Here is a 14,326-nt window from a genome sequence, read left to right on the forward strand (position 1 = left end):
GCATCGGGCGGGTCAGGGGGTGGGTACGGCCGCGAAGATCTGATCGATGATCTCTTCGCTGCGGATGCCCTCGGCGTGGGCTTCGAAGGTGAGCAGCACCCGGTGGCGCAGCGCGAGGTGACGCAGGGCACGCACGTCCTCGGGCAGCACGTGCGTGCGGCCGTTCAGCAGTGCCAGGGCGCGCGAGGCCTGCAGGAACGCGATGCTCGCGCGGGGGCTGGCGCCGTACTTGATGAAGCGTGCCCGCTCGTCGCCGATGTAGGGCGCGGGATTGCGGGTGACATAGGCCAGCTGCACGATGTAATTGCGGATCGCCGGGTCCACGTACACACGCGAGGCGATCTGCTGCAGCTCGTGCACATCGTCGAGGCTGACGGCGCCGGGAACATGCCGATCCGGGTCGAGCACGCCCGAGTCGATGCGGCCGAGGATCTCGAACTCCTCGGCGGGACTCGGGTACTCCACGATCTCCTTGAGCAAGAACCGGTCCATCTGCGCCTCGGGCAGTTCGTACGTCCCCTCCTGCTCGATGGGGTTCTGCGTGGCGATCACGAGAAATGGCTTGGGCAGGTGATGCACCTCGCCACCGATGGTGGTCTGGCGCTCCTGCATCGCCTCCAGCATCGCCGACTGGGTCTTGGCGCTCGAACGGTTGATCTCGTCGAGCAACACGAAGTTCGCGTGCACCGGTCCGAGCACCGTACGGAACGTTCCGGTGGCCGCGTCGTAGATCTGGCTGCCGGTGATGTCGCTGGGCAGCAGGTCGGGAGTGCACTGGATGCGCTTGAAGCGCGCCTTCACGGTGTCGGCGAGAGTGCTCGCCGCGGTGGTCTTGGCGAGCCCCGGCACCGACTCGAGCAGGATGTGCCCGCCCGCCACCAGCGCCACCAGCAGGCTGGTGCGCAGCCGCTCCTGCCCCACCATCTTCGTCGCGTACGAATCGCTGATGATCCGCAGCGTGCGCTGCGCCCGGCCGAGGTCATCGGCCGTCAGTGCCGCGGTGGTGCCGTCGGCCGGCGCGGATGCCGGGGGAGCGGCCCCCATCGCCGGAGGCGGCGGGGGCGGCGGCGTGAGCGGAGAGGACCCTGGCATGTCTGTCACCCGTACAGGGTAATCCGCCCGCAGCTGAGCGGGCCGAGTGATGGCATGACCCGCGAAGCGGGCTAGGCTCCGGCTATGAGCCGAACAGTGCCGTTCCTCGATCTCGCCGACCCCTCCTTCGACGTGACCTCCGAGGTCGTCCACGACGCCCGAGACACCGGGTGGTACACCGAGACCCCGTACGGCTGGGCGGTGCTGCGGTACGACGAGGGCACAGCGCTGCTCAAGGACAAGCGGTTCCAGCAGGGCAACGCCCGATGGCCCGCGCAGAACGGTATCCATGAGGGGCCGTGGCAGCAGTGGTGGGCCGAGACCCTGCTCAGCATCGAGGGTGCCGACCATCTGCGCATGCGCCGCCTGCTGGGACCGGCGTTCCGCAACAAGACGATCGAGGCGATGCGCCCACGATTCCAGGCGCTCGCGGGCGAACTCATCGACGCGTTCGCCTCGCGCGGGCGCGTGGAGTTCGTCTCGGAGTTCGCCGAACCGTACGCGTCCCGCATCCTCTGCTACCTACTCGGCCTGCCTGACGACCAGTGGCCGCAGGTGGCCCGCTGGGCCGACGACCTCGGAAAGTCCTTCGGCATCAACGTCCGCCACGACCTGCCGCGCATCGAGGCGGCACTCGAAGGCCTCACCGGATACATCGAGGAGGTGATCGAAGACCGCATGCGCACGCCCCGCGAAGATCTGGTGACCACACTGGTGCAGGCGCACGAGGACGGCGACGCACTCGATCGCCGCGAGCTCAGTGTCGCGCTGGTGTTCCTGGCGTTCGCAGGGATGGAGACCACCCGCAATCAGCTCGGCCTCGCCCTGCAGACCCTCCTGGCCCACCCCGAGCAGTGGAAGCTGCTCGCGGAGCGCCCCGAGCTGGGCGCCGCGGCCGTCGAAGAGGTCATGCGCGTCAACCCCACGGTCACCTGGGTCACCCGCGAAGCGATCGAGGACGTCGATCTGAATGGACTGCACGTGCCCAAGGGCGGCATCGTGCAGGTGCTCTCCCATGCGATCGGCACCGATCCCGCACGGATGGGCGACGCACCCGGCTTCGACATCAGCGTCACGGATCGCCCGCTGCATTCGGGCTTCGGCGGCGGCATCCACCACTGTCTCGGGCACTTCGTCGCCCGCACCGACATGTCGGTCGCCCTGCCGTTGCTCGCCCAACGCATGCCCGACGCCGTGCCCGACGGCCCCGGCGATTGGCTTCCGGTATCGGGCAACACCGGTCCCGTGCGGTTCCCGATCCGGTTCACCGCCTCGTGATGAGCGAACGAGAACTCACCACCGACGTCTCGCTCACGCTGCCGAACGGAAGACTGAATCCGGATGCCGTCGGCTGGGCGCGCTCGCCGCTGGTCGACACGACGGGGATCGGGCGTGGGCGCGGCCGCAACAAGCGCTGGGAGTATTGGGGCATCACCACCCCCACCCATGTTGTCGGCATGACCGTGTCGTCGATCGACTACGCCGCCGTGCTCGAATTGTGGGTGCTGGATCGCGCGACCGAACGCACCTGGCACGGCACACCGACACTCATCCCCGCCCGCGGGGTCGTGCTGCCCGCGCGGGCCGAGGCCGGTCCCAGCCGCGCCAGGGCGAAGGGCTTCGAGATCGACATCGACGAACTGCCCGAAGGCACCCGCCTGCGCGCGCGGATGCCCGGCGTCACCGTCGATGTCATCGCGGAGCTACCGGCCGGCCATGAGCGCCTGGCTGTCGTCGTGCCGTGGAGCAGTACGCGGTTCCAGTACACGGTCAAAGACGTCGCGCGGCCGGCATCCGGCATCCTCACGCTCGACGGCGTCGCCCACGCGCTCCCCGCGGGGGAGTCGTGGGCGGTTCTCGATCACGGTCGCGGACGCTGGCCGTACGACATCCGCTGGAACTGGGGTGCCGGGTCGGGCCGATCCGGCGGCCACACGATCGGCGTGCAGGTCGGCGGCAGATGGACGGCGGGCACCGGATCGACCGAGAACGCGTTCGTCGTCGATGGGCATCTGCACAAGATCAGCGCCGAACTGGACTGGCAGTACGACCTGGCGCAGTGGCGCACACCCTGGCGGGTCACCGGCGGGGGATTGGATGCCACCTTCACCCCGGTCTATGACAAGGTGACGCGCACGAACCTCGGCGTCGTCGCCGGGTCGACCGACCAGTGCTTCGGTGATTGGTCGGGCGTATTCACGACCGCGAATGGCGAGCAGATCGCCTTCGACGGCATCTTCGGCTGGGCCGAAGAGGTGCACAACCGCTGGTGAGAGGGAAGAAACGGATGCCCCGGGTGAGCCCACGCAGAGGGCTCGTCACCGACCCTGCTAACGTCGAAAGGGCAGCCGCATCCCTGGATGGTTGAGCCACACCGCTCCCGTCGGGAAGCCCTGTCCCTGTGACGGATGCGGGTGCGACCCATACATAACCGAATCAGAGGATGCATACGTGACCAGCAGAGAACGAGTAGCGATCATCGGCGCCGGGCCTTCGGGCATGGCGCAGTTGCGGGCCTTCGAGTCCGCAGCACGTGCGGGGGCTGAGGTCCCCGAAGTGGTGTGCTTCGAGAAGCAGGCCGACTGGGGTGGGCAGTGGAACTTCACCTGGCGCACCGGACTGGACGAGTTCGGCGAGCCCGTGCACTCCAGCATGTACCGAAACCTGTGGTCGAACGGCCCCAAGGAAGCACTGGAGTTCGCCGACTACTCCTTCGACGAGCACTTCGGTCGTCCCATCTCGTCGTACCCGCCGCGTCCCGTGCTGTGGGACTACATCGCCGGACGCCTCGAGAAGACCGACGTGCGCGATCAGATCCGCTTCCAGACCGTGGTGCGCTGGGTCGACTACGACGTCGAGCGCGAGATCTTCACGCTCACCAGTGAGGACCTGCCCAGCGGCACGTCCACGACCGAGGAGTTCGACCGGGTGATCGTGGCCAGCGGCCACTTCTCCTTCCCGAACGTGCCCGAGTTCCCGGGTATCGAGACGTTCCCCGGGTACATCAGCCACGCGCACGACTTCCGCGGCGCGGAGGGCTTCGCCGACCAGGACGTGCTGGTCATCGGCGGCAGCTACTCGGCTGAAGACATCGGAAGCCAGGCGTTCAAGATGGGCGCCCGGTCGGTGACCGCGAGCTTCCGCTCGGCACCGATGGGCTACGACTGGCCGGATGGCTTCGAGGAGCGCCCGGTCGTCGAGCGCTTCGAGGGCAACATCGTGCACTTCGCTGATGGATCGTCCAAGCGCATCGACGCGGTGATCCTGTGCACCGGATACCTGCACAAGTACCCGTTCCTGCCCGACGACCTCGCACTGGCGTCGCCGAACAACGTCTACCCCGACGGTCTGTACCGCGGCGTGATCTGGCAGGGCAACCCACGGCTCGCGTACCTCGGAGCGCAGGACCAGTGGTTCACGTTCAACATGTTCGACGCGCAGGCCTGGTACGTGCGCGACGTCATCCTGGGGCGCCAGGAGCTGCCCGCGGCCGACGAGCGCGCCGCATCGATCGCCGAATGGCGTGCCCGGTTCGAGGCGATCGGCTCGGCGGCCGATGAGATCCGCTTCCAGGCCGACTACATCCGCGATCTGCTGCAGCAGACCGACTATCCCGAGTTCGACATCGACCGGGTCGTCGAGATCTTCCTGGAGTGGAAGCGCGACAAGAAGAACGACATCATGGGCTACCGCGATCGGGTGTACCAGTCGGTGATGACCGGCACGATCGCCGTCGTGCACCACACGCCGTGGCTGCAGGAGCTCGACGACTCGCTCGAGCGCTACCTCGACGAGACGCCGGCGGAGTCGCTGGTCGCGTGAACCTCGGATCGGGCGGTGCCGCGGCGCCGCCCGATCCACACCACGACCGTCGCGATGAGGATGATCGCGACGGCGATGCCGATGACGTAGACCAGCACGCCGCCGTATCCGCCCTGCAGGTGCGGGTCGAGGAACGGGTACGGGTACCACCAGGGTGCGCCCGTCGCGGGAGCGATGACCAGGTTCGCGCGGATCAGCGTGTAGGCGACCCACACGACAGGGAACACGGCGACCACCAGGACGGTCGACCACGGCAGCGCCCGCCGGCGCGGCGCGACGAGCACGTCGAGCAGCAGGAACAACGGGAACACGACGTGCAGCACCTCGTTCGACCACGGCACCGTCACACCCTGCGGCAGTTCGATGCCGCGCAGCAGCAGGTTGTAGACCACGCCGGTCACGATCATGTAGGTGCTGACGCACACCAGCAGTACCGACAGCCAGCGCGGCTCCGGACGCGCCGGATCCCTCTGCCCCAGTGCCCACGCCGCCGCGATGATCAGGGCGATCGCAGCCGAGACATTCGAGAGAATCGTGAAGAAGCTGAAGAAGTTCACCGCGACCGTGGGCAGGTGACCGCCCCACGGTGTCGTGGCCTCCAGCGCGATCTGCAACGTCAGCGAGAGCTGCGCCACGATCGCCGCGATACCGAGCAGTGCTGCCGCTAGTCGGGCGAAGGGCCACCAGGTCGTCATGGGTGAACTCTAGCGATCCCGTGGGCTTCGCTAGGATGGTCTCGCCCGTTCGGGCCAGCTCATCTGCCGGTGCAAACCCGGCGAACAGCGTGCAGTACCAGGGGGTACACCCATGCCAGGAATCGTGATCGTCGGCGTCCAGTGGGGCGATGAGGGCAAGGGCAAGGCGACAGACCTGCTCGGAGAGCGCACCGACTGGGTCGTCAAGTTCAACGGCGGTAACAACGCCGGACACACCGTCGTCATCGGCGACGAGAAGTACGCCCTGCACCTTCTGCCCTCCGGCATCCTCAGCCCCGGGGTCAACCCGGTCATCGGCAACGGCGTCGTCGTCGACCTTGAGGTGCTCTTCGAAGAGCTCGACGCGCTCAACGCGCGCGGAGTCGACACCTCGCGACTGCGGGTCAGCGCCAACGCGCACATCATCACGGCGTACCACCGCACGCTCGACAAGGTCACCGAGCGCTTCCTCGGCCAGCGCCGCATCGGCACCACGGGCCGCGGTATCGGGCCAGCCTATGCCGACAAGATCAACCGCGTCGGCATCCGCGTGCAGGACCTGTTCGACGAGAACATCCTGCGTCAGAAGGTCGAGGGCGCCCTCGACCAGAAGAACCACCTGCTGGTGAAGGTCTTCAACCGTCGTTCGATCACGGTCGACGAGATCGTCGACGACCTGCTGTCGTACACCGAGCGGCTGCGCCCGATGGTCGCCGACACCGGCCACCTGCTCGACGAGGCGCTGGAGCGCGGCGAGGTCGTCGTGTTCGAGGCCGGCCAGGCCACCATGCTCGACGTCGACCACGGCACCTACCCGTTCGTCACGTCGTCGTCGGCCACGGCCGGTGGCGCGGCGACGGGCTCGGGCGTCGGCCCCGGCCGTCTCGACCGCATCGTCGGCATCGTCAAGGCGTACACGACGCGCGTCGGCTCGGGCCCGTTCCCGACCGAGCTCGACGATGAGATGGGCGAGTGGCTGCGCCAGACCGGCGGCGAGTTCGGCACGACCACTGGTCGTGAGCGCCGTACCGGCTGGTACGACGCGCCGATCACCCGCTACGCCACGCGCGTGAACGGCATCACCGACATCGTGCTCACCAAGCTCGACGTGCTCACCGGGCTGGATGAGATCCCGGTGTGCGTGGCCTACGACGTCGACGGCGTGCGCTTCGATGACGTGCCGGTGAACCAGACCGACTTCCACCACGCGAAGCCGGTCTACCAGAACTTCCCCGGGTGGAAGGAAGACATCTCGACGGCCCGCACGTTCGAGGACCTGCCGCAGAACGCGCAGGACTACGTGCTCGCGCTGGAGGCGATGAGCAACACGCGCATCTCGGTCATCGGCGTCGGCCCGGCCCGCGACCAGGTCATCGTCCGCCACGACCTCGTCGACTGACCGCATCCTCCCTCTCTTTGGCACAAGCCCGCGCTATCGCACCCGGATTCCGCGGGTTTGTGACAGATAGACGGGTGCAGGGCACAGGGGTAGGGCCGGGGAGACAGGGGAGAGCATGACGCGGTTCTGGACGGGGGGCTACGGGCCCGACATGGACGGCGACGGCGACGGGATCGGGATCCTGTCGGTCGACGAAGGACGCGGGCCATCGACGCTGCGGCACCGCGGCACGGCGGCCCCGGCCGCCTCACCCTCGTGGCTCGTCGCGCACCCGACTCTCGACGTCGTCTACGCCGCGCTGGAGGGCGCCGGTCAGGTACAGGCGTTCGCCCGCGACGGCGAGACGACCCTGCGTCCGCTCGCCCCGCCCGTCGCGGCAGGGGAGGGCGTGTGCCACCTCGCGGTGTCACCCGGAGGGCGGATGCTGATCGCCAGCTGCTACGGCGACGGGCGCGTCATCAGCTTCGGCCTCGCCGACGATGGACGACTCGTCGAACCGGTGACCGATAAGGCCGCTGCGCTGCGCGCCGCCCTCTTCGGCGGCGACGAGCCCACGGCGGAGCGCCGACATGCGGCATCCGACCCCCATCCCCTTCCGGCGGGGGAGGACCCCCGCAGATCGCACGCGCACGCGGCGGTCTTCTTGCCCGACGGGCGCATCGCCACCACCGACCTCGGGTTCGACCTGGTGCGGATCTGGCGGGCCACCTCGGGCGCGCTCGACCTCGACCACGAGGTCGTGCTGTCTCGCGGCACCGGCCCCCGGCACATGGTGATGCATCCCAGTGGGCACCTGCACGTGGTGACCGAGTACTCGTGTGAGGTGTTCACGCTGGCATCCGATCGGGCCGGGACGTGGGGGCTGGTCTCAGCCACCACGGCGTCGCCGATCGCGCGGCCGGGTTTCGACTTTCCCGCCGAACTCGCCGCCTCGCGCGACGGGCACACGCTCTACACGGCCCTGCGCGGCAGCAACACGCTCGCCGCGCTGCGCGTGCGCGGCGGCGGCGAGTCACTCGAACCGCTCGCGCTCGCCGAATCGGGGGTGGACTGGCCGCGCCACCACCTCGTGTACGACGGCACGCTGCTCGTATCGGGGCAGCGGTCGAACACGATCAGCGTCGTCGATCTCGACGAGCGCACCGGCGCACCGCGCGACGTGCGTCACGTCACGGCCGCACCCACTCCGTCGCACGTGCTGCCCGCGCGCTGAGCGCGAGGTCGATGCTCAGACGGTGAGCCAGTTCCGTGCCGCGGCGGTGAGTGCGCGCACGCCCACCGCGAGCGTCGGCATGATCACGGGCGCGTAGAGCGGCGAGTGGTTCGAGGGCAGTTCGATGACCCGTGCGGCCAGTTCGGCGACCGTGGTTCGGCCGGCGAACTCGGCCGGGTCGGCCCCGCCGAGCAACCAGTACACGCAGGGGGCCCCGGCTTCGGCGGCCAGGATGCCGACGTCCTCGCTGCCGGTGACCACGCCGGGGTCGACGACCATGACGCCGGCGAGATCCGAGGCCAGCGCGCCGCGCACCCGTTCGACGGCGGTGGGGTCGTTCACCACGGCGGGGAACGAGTGCATCGCCTCGATCAGTGGCTCACGGTCGGCGCCGGCAGTGATCGCCTCGCCGCGCACGATGCGCTCCACCGCGTCGAGCACGCGGCGACGCACGGCGGTGTCGAAAGTGCGGATGCTGACCTGCAGCTCTGCGGAGTCGGGGATGATGTTGGCGGCGTCGCCCGCGTGGATCGAGCCGATCGTCAGCACGGCGGTCTCGGTGCCGGGGATCTCGCGCGAGACGATGGTCTGCAGGCGCAGCACGACCGATGCGGCGAGGACGACCGGATCGATCGTGGCCTCGGGCCGGGAACCGTGGCCGCCCCGCCCGTAGAGGGTGATGCGCAGGGCGTCGGATGCCGCGAACGAGGCTCCGGGGCGCAGCCCGATCGCCCCGGCAGGCAGAGGTGCGACGTGCTGACCGAGCACCACGTCGGGGGTGCCGAACCGGTCGTACAGGCCGTCGTCGACCATCGCCCTGGCGCCGGCGCCCTGTTCTTCGGCGGGCTGGAAGACGGCGATGATCCGGCCCGACCAGTCGTCCTGCGTGGCCAGGGTTGTCAGGGCGCCCAGCAGCGCGGTGACGTGCATGTCGTGCCCGCAGGCGTGCATGACCGGCACGTCCTTGCCGTCGCGCAGGGCGGTGACGGTACTGGCGTAGGGCAGGCCGGTCTGCTCGGCCACGGGCAGGGCATCCATGTCGGCGCGCAGCAGCACCGTCGCTCCGGTGCCGCGCTGCAGCACTCCGACGACGCCCGTGCGCCCGACCTGCTCGGTCACCGCGAAGCCCAGCGCGCGCAGGCGCTCGGCGACGATGCCGGCCGTGCGGGTCTCGGCGAAGCTCAGCTCGGGATGCGCGTGCAGGTCGCGGTACACGGCGGCGAGGTCTTCGAGCAGGGCGTTCTCCACAGTGTCCTCCCGGGGGCGGCTAGGGTGATCCTCAAACCTATCGGAGCGTGCCCCACACCATGGATCGGACGACGACCACGACAGGCGCGCGTTTCTCGCTCGTGCCGCCGTTGCGCGTGTTGCCGCAGGCTGCGGTGCTGGTCGCGCTCGCCGCCGCGGCGCTGTGGGCGATCTCGGCGGTGTTCGATGCCCGGGTGGCCTCGGCGGCGTATCTGACGATGATGCTGCTGCTCTCGCCCGCACGGTCGGGCAGCCGTGGTGTGCGCGTTCTCGCTGCCGCGTGGGCGGTGCTGATCGCGGTTGTCGGGCATCTGATCGGATCGCTGGGGCTGTGGGCGACCCTTGTCGCGCTGGTCGTCGTGTGCCTCGCACAGGCGCTGTACCGCATCGGGGATGTCGCCGTGGTGACGCGCTCGCCGGTGAACCTGGTCGTCTTCGCGGGACTGGCGGGCACCGGGACGACCCTGGGCGAGGTGGCCATCGGCGCGTCGATCGGTGCCGCGCTCATGCTGCTGGCCGCGCTGCTGGTGCCGACGCGTCCTGCTTCGGCGCAACCCGTGCCAGCCGCGGAGCGCCTGGTCGACGGTGTCGTGCTCGCCGTGGGCGCGGTCACGACCGTGCTGGTCTCGACCTGGTTGGACTTCGCGTACGTCAACTGGGCGCTGCTGTCGTTCTGCATGATCGTCGCGGTCGGCGGCCCGCACCGCGGTGGTCGGGCACGGGACCGCGTGATCGGCACGCTGATCGGTACGGTCGCGGGCACGCTCGCGTCGCTGCTGCCGTCACCGCTGCCGCTGATCATCGCGGTCGTTGCGGTGCTGCTGTGCGTGACATACCAGCTCGTCGGCGATTACACGATGTTCGTCGTCTTTCTCACCCCAGCCGTGCTGCTGCTGAGCAGCTCGGACCAGTCGGCCCTCGCGCTCGGTCTGGGCCGGATCGAGGCTGTTCTCGGCTCGGCGATCGTGGCAGTGTGGTGCACCTGGCTGGCGCACCGGCTCTCGAAGGTGGTGGGCGGGGCGTCGGCACGCGACACCGAGAACCCCTAGAGCGGAGGCCACCATGACCGACGAATACGACCTGATCGTGCTGGGTGGGGGACCCGTCGGGGAGAACATCGCCGATCGCGCCGCGCAGGGCGGGCTCACCGCAGTCATCGTCGAGAACGAGTTGGTGGGCGGTGAATGCTCGTACTGGGCGTGTATGCCCTCGAAGGCGCTGCTCCGCCCGATCCACGCGGCGCACGCCGCCGAGCGGGTGAGCGGTGTCTCCGGCGTCTCGCTCGACCCCCGCGAGGTGCTGGCCCGCCGCGACGCGTTCGCGGCGCACTGGTCGGATGCCGGACAGGTCGACTGGTTGCGCGACGCCGGCATCGACCTCGTCCGCGGTCGTGGTCGGCTCAGTGCCGAGCGCGAGGTGACCGTCGTCACCGACGACGGAGTGCGGATGCTGCGCGCGCGCCACGCGGTGGCGATCGCCACCGGCTCGGAGGCTGTGATCCCCGGCATCCCGGGTCTCGCCGAGGCGGAGCCCTGGACGAGCCGTGAGGCCACGAGCGCGCAGGAGGTGCCCGAGTCGCTGGCGATCATCGGCGGTGGGGTGGTGGCCGTCGAGATGGCGACGGCATTCGCCGGACTCGGATCGCGGGTGACGCTGCTGGTACGCGGCGGGCTGCTCGGCGGCATGGAGCCGTTCGCCGGTGAACGGGTGGCCACGGGGCTGCGCGAGATGGGCGTCGATGTGCGTCTGAACACCGAGACCACCGAGGTGCGTCGCAAGGGAGCACAGGTGCGCGTCACGGCCGGCGGCGAGCAGATCACCGCCGCCGAAGTGCTCGTCGCCACCGGGCGACGGCCCCGCAGCACCGACATCGGCGTCGAGATCGTGGGGCTCGAAGCCGGTGCGGCGGTGCCCGTCGACGACACGATGCTGGTGACCGGAACCGACTGGCTGTACGCCGTCGGCGACATCAACGCCCGCGCGATGCTCACCCACCAGGGCAAGTACCAGGCCCGCGCCGCGGGCGACGTGATCGTCGCCCGCTCGCGCGGCGAGGTCGTGGCCGATCAGCCGTGGGGCCGGCACGTGGCATCCGCCGATCACTCCGCCGTGCCGCACGTGGTCTTCTCGCGCCCTGAGGTCGCATCGGTCGGGATGACCGCGGATGCCGCCCGCGCGGCCGGCTATCGCATCGACGTCGTCGATCAGGACCTCGGCGCCGTGGCCGGCGCCGCACTGCACGCCGACGGCTATGCGGGTCTGGCCCGCATGATCGTCGACACCGAGCGGGACGTCGTGCTGGGCGTCACGTTCGTGGGCGACGACGTGGCTGAGATGCTGCCGGCGGCGACGATCGCCGTGACCGGTGACGTGCCGATCAGCAGGCTGTGGCACGCCGTACCCGCGTACCCGACGATGGGCGAGATCTGGCTGCGCCTGCTGGAGGCCTACGGGCGATCATCGGCCTGAACACGGCGCAGGAATACGGCGAATCGCCTGAGATCCGCCCCTGACGTCGGCGGTGTCCCCTACGCTCGAGAGGCGATCGAGGAGGCACGACCCCATGAAGGCACGACCCGAAGGATCCCGCCGGTAGGCGGCACCGCACGATGATCGAGTTCCGCTCCGTCACCAAGACCTTTCCCGACGGCACCCGTGCCGTCGATGACTTCAGCCTGGTGCTGCCCTCGCGAAAGACGACCGTGTTCGTCGGTTCGTCGGGGTGCGGCAAGACCACCCTGCTGCGCATGATCAACCGCATGGTCGAGCCCACGACGGGCGATGTGCAGATCGACGGCGAAAGCGTGCTCGGCGCCGATCCGGTCGCGCTGCGCCGCAGCATCGGCTACGTCATGCAGAACTCCGGCCTGATGCCGCACTTCACCGTGCTCGACAACGTCGCCACGGTGCTGCGCCTGACCGGTGCCGGGCGTCGGCAGGCGCACGAGCGCGCCCGCGTCATGCTCGACACCGTCGGTCTCGATCAGGCTCTCGCCGATCGCTACCCCAGCCAGCTCTCGGGCGGGCAGCAGCAACGCGTCGGCGTTGCCCGCGGCCTCGCCGCCGACCCGAACATCCTGCTCATGGACGAACCCTTCGGGGCCGTCGACCCGATTGTGCGCGCAGATCTGCAGCAAGAGCTCATCCGTCTGCAGAGCGAGCTCGACAAGACCGTCGTGTTCGTCACGCACGACATCGACGAGGCGTTCCTGCTCGGTGACCAGGTCGTCATTCTCGACAAGGGCGCGCGCGTGGTGCAGGTCGGCAGCCCCAGCGAGATCATCGAGAACCCCGCCGACGACTTCGTCGCGGCGTTCATCGGGGCAGAGCGCGGCCGCCGCGCGCTGCGGGTGAAGCAGACCGCGCACGGTGCTGTCGTCGTCGACTCCGAGGGGCGCACCCAGGGGCGCCTGCTCGCGGATGCTGCGGATGCGAGCTCTGCGACGCCATGAGCTGGGTCGTCGACAACCTCGGGCTGATCTTCGAGCTGACGCTGGTGCATCTGCGCCAGAGCATGATCGCGATCGTGCTCGGCCTGGTGCTCTCGATTCCCCTCGGCTGGGTCGCCTGGCGATACCGGCTGGTGCGCGGCCCTGTCATCGTGCTCACCGGGCTGCTCTACACGATCCCTTCGCTGGCCCTGCTGATCCTGATGCCCGCCGCGCTCGGCTACTCGGTCATCAGTGAAGCCAACCTCGTCGCGGCGCTGACGATCTACGCCGTCGCGATCCTTGTGCGCGCCGTGGCCGACGGGCTTGACTCGGTCGACCCGGGCGTGCGTCAGTCGGCGACCGCGATGGGATACGCGGCGCCGCGCCGATTCTGGGGTGTGGAACTGCCGTTGGCGGGTCCCGTCATCCTCGCCGGGCTGCGGGTGACGGCCGTGTCGACTATCTCGTTGGCGACCGTGGGGATTCTGATCGGGGTGACCAACCTGGGCTACCTGTTCACCAACGGGCAGCAGCGCCGCCTGGTGGCCGAGGTGCTCGCGGGCGTGGTCGCCGTGGTGATCATCGCGCTGCTCGTCGACCTGCTGCTGCGTCTGCTCGGACGCGTGCTCATGCCGTGGTCCAGAACCGTTCAGGCCGTCGGAGGTGCGTCATGAACCTCTTCGCCGATGCATTCGCCTGGCTGTTCTCACCCGAGCGGCTGCAGGGCCCGTACGCGCTGCAGACCCTTCTCGGACAGCACCTGTTCTACACGGTCGTCTCGGTCGCTGTCGCCGCCGCGATCGCCCTGCCGATCGGATGGCTGATCGGCCACACCGGCAAGGGACGCGAGGTCGCCGTGGCCATCTCGGGCGCCGCCCGTGCCGTGCCCTCATTCGGTCTTCTGGTGTTGCTGGTGCTCGTGCTGGGCGTCGTGCGCACTCCGCTCGCCGCTGTCATCACCTTCGTGCTGCTGGCCATCCCGTCACTGCTGGCCGGCGCCTACACCGGCCTCGAGGCCATCGACCGACGTGAGATCGACGCGGCCCGCGCCATGGGCATGACCGAGTGGCAGATCTTCACGAAGGTCGAGCTGCCGCTCGGTCTGCCGCTCCTGGTCGGCGGTCTGCGCGCGGCCGTGCTGCAGGTCATCGCCACCGTCACCATCGCCGCGTACGTCAACCTCGGCGGTCTCGGCTGGCCCATCATCCAGGGCATCCCGCTGCGCCGTTTCGACCAGGTGCTGGGCGGCGCGATCCTCGTCGCCGCGCTCGCGCTGATCGCCGACCTGCTGCTCGCCGTCGCACAGCGCGCCGCCGTGCCCCACGGCGTCCGCGTGCAGCAGTCCGGAGCGCCTGCTTCCCGGCGCGCCGGACGCGTAGCATCCGCCCCGGCCTGACAACGCCGACCCCGCCGACCATTCCTCCGC

The 14,326-nt window shown here is 69.5% G+C and carries 13 protein-coding genes; 10 read left to right on the plus strand and 3 right to left on the minus strand.

Annotation, left to right across the window (positions count from 1 at the left end; genetic code table 11):
- Nucleotides 1-12 precede the first annotated feature (12 nt).
- Complete coding sequence (locus ACLD0U_RS09305) at nucleotides 13-1,044, minus strand: AAA family ATPase (protein ID WP_410340545.1); 1,032 nt, start codon at nucleotides 1,042-1,044, stop codon at nucleotides 13-15.
- A 132-nt stretch (nucleotides 1,045-1,176) separates the two neighbouring features.
- Between ACLD0U_RS09305 and ACLD0U_RS09310 the strand changes: the two genes are divergently transcribed.
- From ACLD0U_RS09310 to ACLD0U_RS09320, 3 genes are all read left to right on the plus strand, one after another.
- Nucleotides 1,177-2,370: a cytochrome P450 gene (locus ACLD0U_RS09310; protein WP_206821354.1), complete on the plus strand. Its 1,194-nt coding sequence runs from the start codon at nucleotides 1,177-1,179 to the stop codon at nucleotides 2,368-2,370.
- Nucleotides 2,370-3,365, plus strand: coding sequence for a DUF2804 domain-containing protein (locus ACLD0U_RS09315; protein WP_410340448.1), 996 nt, complete (start codon nucleotides 2,370-2,372; stop codon nucleotides 3,363-3,365). The genes ACLD0U_RS09310 and ACLD0U_RS09315 overlap by 1 nt, the downstream gene beginning before the upstream one ends.
- Before the next feature lie 178 nt (nucleotides 3,366-3,543).
- Entirely contained in the window at nucleotides 3,544-4,914 is a 1,371-nt protein-coding gene (locus ACLD0U_RS09320) for an NAD(P)-binding domain-containing protein (protein ID WP_410340449.1), read from the plus strand.
- Here the strand turns inward: ACLD0U_RS09320 and ACLD0U_RS09325 are convergent.
- On the minus strand, nucleotides 4,875-5,609 hold the full coding sequence (locus ACLD0U_RS09325; protein WP_410340450.1) for a Pr6Pr family membrane protein: 735 nt from the start codon (nucleotides 5,607-5,609) through the stop codon (nucleotides 4,875-4,877). The two genes, ACLD0U_RS09320 and ACLD0U_RS09325, sit on opposite strands and share 40 nt — an antisense overlap.
- 112 nt (nucleotides 5,610-5,721) lie before the next feature.
- Here ACLD0U_RS09325 and ACLD0U_RS09330 point away from each other — a divergent pair, with 112 nt between their 5' ends.
- Together ACLD0U_RS09330 and ACLD0U_RS09335 are read left to right on the plus strand one after the other, a co-directional pair.
- Complete coding sequence (locus ACLD0U_RS09330; RefSeq protein WP_179409495.1) at nucleotides 5,722-7,008, plus strand: adenylosuccinate synthase; 1,287 nt, start codon at nucleotides 5,722-5,724, stop codon at nucleotides 7,006-7,008.
- Between the two features lie 115 nt (nucleotides 7,009-7,123).
- Nucleotides 7,124-8,221: a lactonase family protein gene (locus tag ACLD0U_RS09335; RefSeq protein ID WP_410340451.1), complete on the plus strand. Its 1,098-nt coding sequence runs from the start codon at nucleotides 7,124-7,126 to the stop codon at nucleotides 8,219-8,221.
- 15 nt (nucleotides 8,222-8,236) lie between these two features.
- Here the strand turns inward: ACLD0U_RS09335 and ACLD0U_RS09340 are convergent, their stop codons facing one another.
- Nucleotides 8,237-9,469, minus strand: coding sequence for an amidohydrolase (locus tag ACLD0U_RS09340; RefSeq protein WP_410340452.1), 1,233 nt, complete (start codon nucleotides 9,467-9,469; stop codon nucleotides 8,237-8,239).
- A 59-nt stretch (nucleotides 9,470-9,528) separates the two neighbouring features.
- Here ACLD0U_RS09340 and ACLD0U_RS09345 point away from each other — a divergent pair, with 59 nt between their 5' ends.
- The 5 genes from ACLD0U_RS09345 to ACLD0U_RS09365 all read left to right on the plus strand — a co-directional run bounded on the left by ACLD0U_RS09345 (nucleotide 9,529) and on the right by ACLD0U_RS09365 (nucleotide 14,296).
- Nucleotides 9,529-10,518: an FUSC family protein gene (locus tag ACLD0U_RS09345; protein WP_410340453.1), complete on the plus strand. Its 990-nt coding sequence runs from the start codon at nucleotides 9,529-9,531 to the stop codon at nucleotides 10,516-10,518.
- Nucleotides 10,519-10,531: 13 nt separating this feature from the next.
- Nucleotides 10,532-11,938, plus strand: a complete 1,407-nt coding sequence (locus ACLD0U_RS09350) for a dihydrolipoyl dehydrogenase family protein (protein ID WP_410340454.1) — start codon at nucleotides 10,532-10,534, stop codon at nucleotides 11,936-11,938.
- Between the two features lie 140 nt (nucleotides 11,939-12,078).
- Nucleotides 12,079-12,921: an ABC transporter ATP-binding protein gene (locus ACLD0U_RS09355; RefSeq protein WP_222446636.1), complete on the plus strand. Its 843-nt coding sequence runs from the start codon at nucleotides 12,079-12,081 to the stop codon at nucleotides 12,919-12,921.
- Nucleotides 12,918-13,574, plus strand: a complete 657-nt coding sequence (locus tag ACLD0U_RS09360) for an ABC transporter permease (RefSeq protein ID WP_222446637.1) — start codon at nucleotides 12,918-12,920, stop codon at nucleotides 13,572-13,574. Before ACLD0U_RS09355 ends, ACLD0U_RS09360 begins: the two co-directional genes overlap by 4 nt.
- Entirely contained in the window at nucleotides 13,571-14,296 is a 726-nt protein-coding gene (locus ACLD0U_RS09365) for an ABC transporter permease (protein WP_179409488.1), read from the plus strand. The genes ACLD0U_RS09360 and ACLD0U_RS09365 overlap by 4 nt, the downstream gene beginning before the upstream one ends.
- The last annotated feature ends 30 nt before the right edge of the window (nucleotides 14,297-14,326 follow it).

The sequence above is a fragment of the Microbacterium sp. 2216-1 genome, from assembly GCF_046507855.1.
Classification (GTDB): Bacteria; Actinomycetota; Actinomycetes; order Actinomycetales; family Microbacteriaceae; genus Microbacterium; species Microbacterium esteraromaticum_C.

Excerpts from the sequence above, each read along its gene's own strand:
- ACLD0U_RS09325 (WP_410340450.1), bottom strand. The coding sequence starts at position 5,609 with ATGACGACCTGGTGGCCCTTCGCCCGACTAGCGGCAGCACTGCTCGGT.
- ACLD0U_RS09360 (WP_222446637.1), top strand. The coding sequence starts at position 12,918 with ATGAGCTGGGTCGTCGACAACCTCGGGCTGATCTTCGAGCTGACGCTG.
- ACLD0U_RS09330 (WP_179409495.1), top strand. The coding sequence starts at position 5,722 with ATGCCAGGAATCGTGATCGTCGGCGTCCAGTGGGGCGATGAGGGCAAG.
- ACLD0U_RS09315 (WP_410340448.1), top strand. The coding sequence starts at position 2,370 with ATGAGCGAACGAGAACTCACCACCGACGTCTCGCTCACGCTGCCGAAC.
- ACLD0U_RS09310 (WP_206821354.1), top strand. The coding sequence starts at position 1,177 with ATGAGCCGAACAGTGCCGTTCCTCGATCTCGCCGACCCCTCCTTCGAC.
- ACLD0U_RS09305 (WP_410340545.1), bottom strand. The coding sequence starts at position 1,044 with ATGGGGGCCGCTCCCCCGGCATCCGCGCCGGCCGACGGCACCACCGCG.
- ACLD0U_RS09355 (WP_222446636.1), top strand. The coding sequence starts at position 12,079 with ATGATCGAGTTCCGCTCCGTCACCAAGACCTTTCCCGACGGCACCCGT.
- ACLD0U_RS09335 (WP_410340451.1), top strand. The coding sequence starts at position 7,124 with ATGACGCGGTTCTGGACGGGGGGCTACGGGCCCGACATGGACGGCGAC.
- ACLD0U_RS09365 (WP_179409488.1), top strand. The coding sequence starts at position 13,571 with ATGAACCTCTTCGCCGATGCATTCGCCTGGCTGTTCTCACCCGAGCGG.
- ACLD0U_RS09345 (WP_410340453.1), top strand. The coding sequence starts at position 9,529 with ATGGATCGGACGACGACCACGACAGGCGCGCGTTTCTCGCTCGTGCCG.
- ACLD0U_RS09350 (WP_410340454.1), top strand. The coding sequence starts at position 10,532 with ATGACCGACGAATACGACCTGATCGTGCTGGGTGGGGGACCCGTCGGG.